This window comes from Cupriavidus sp. SIMBA_020 (assembly GCF_046535395.1).
Lineage (GTDB): Bacteria > Pseudomonadota > Gammaproteobacteria > Burkholderiales > Burkholderiaceae > Cupriavidus > Cupriavidus campinensis.
This window is the reverse complement of record NZ_JAWRWU010001694.1, coordinates 1-235: the sequence shown is the minus strand read 5'-3', so window position 1 is coordinate 235 and position 235 is coordinate 1. Positions and strand designations below refer to the sequence as shown.

General features: G+C 71.5%; 1 protein-coding gene. It reads right to left on the bottom strand.

Features of this window, described 5'->3' with window-relative positions:
- Positions 1 to 235 (bottom strand): GMC oxidoreductase (locus SB751_RS35380; protein ID WP_410749661.1); only part of this gene is annotated, 235 nt, incomplete at both ends.

Below are 235 nucleotides of genomic sequence, written 5' to 3'. Positions count from 1 at the left end.
CGCGGCTTGCTTCTGGGTCGGGCGCTCGGCCTGCGGCTGCGCCTGGGCAGGTCGGCGCGCGGCTTGCAGGTCCTGCAGGATGAAGTCGGCCGCGCGCTCGGCCAGCATCACCACCGGCACATTGGTGTTGCCCGATACCAGCGTCGGCATGATCGAGCAATCCACCACCCGCAACCCGTCCACCCCGTGCACGCGCAGGCGTTCGTCCACCACCGCCAGCGGATCGCTGCGCGGC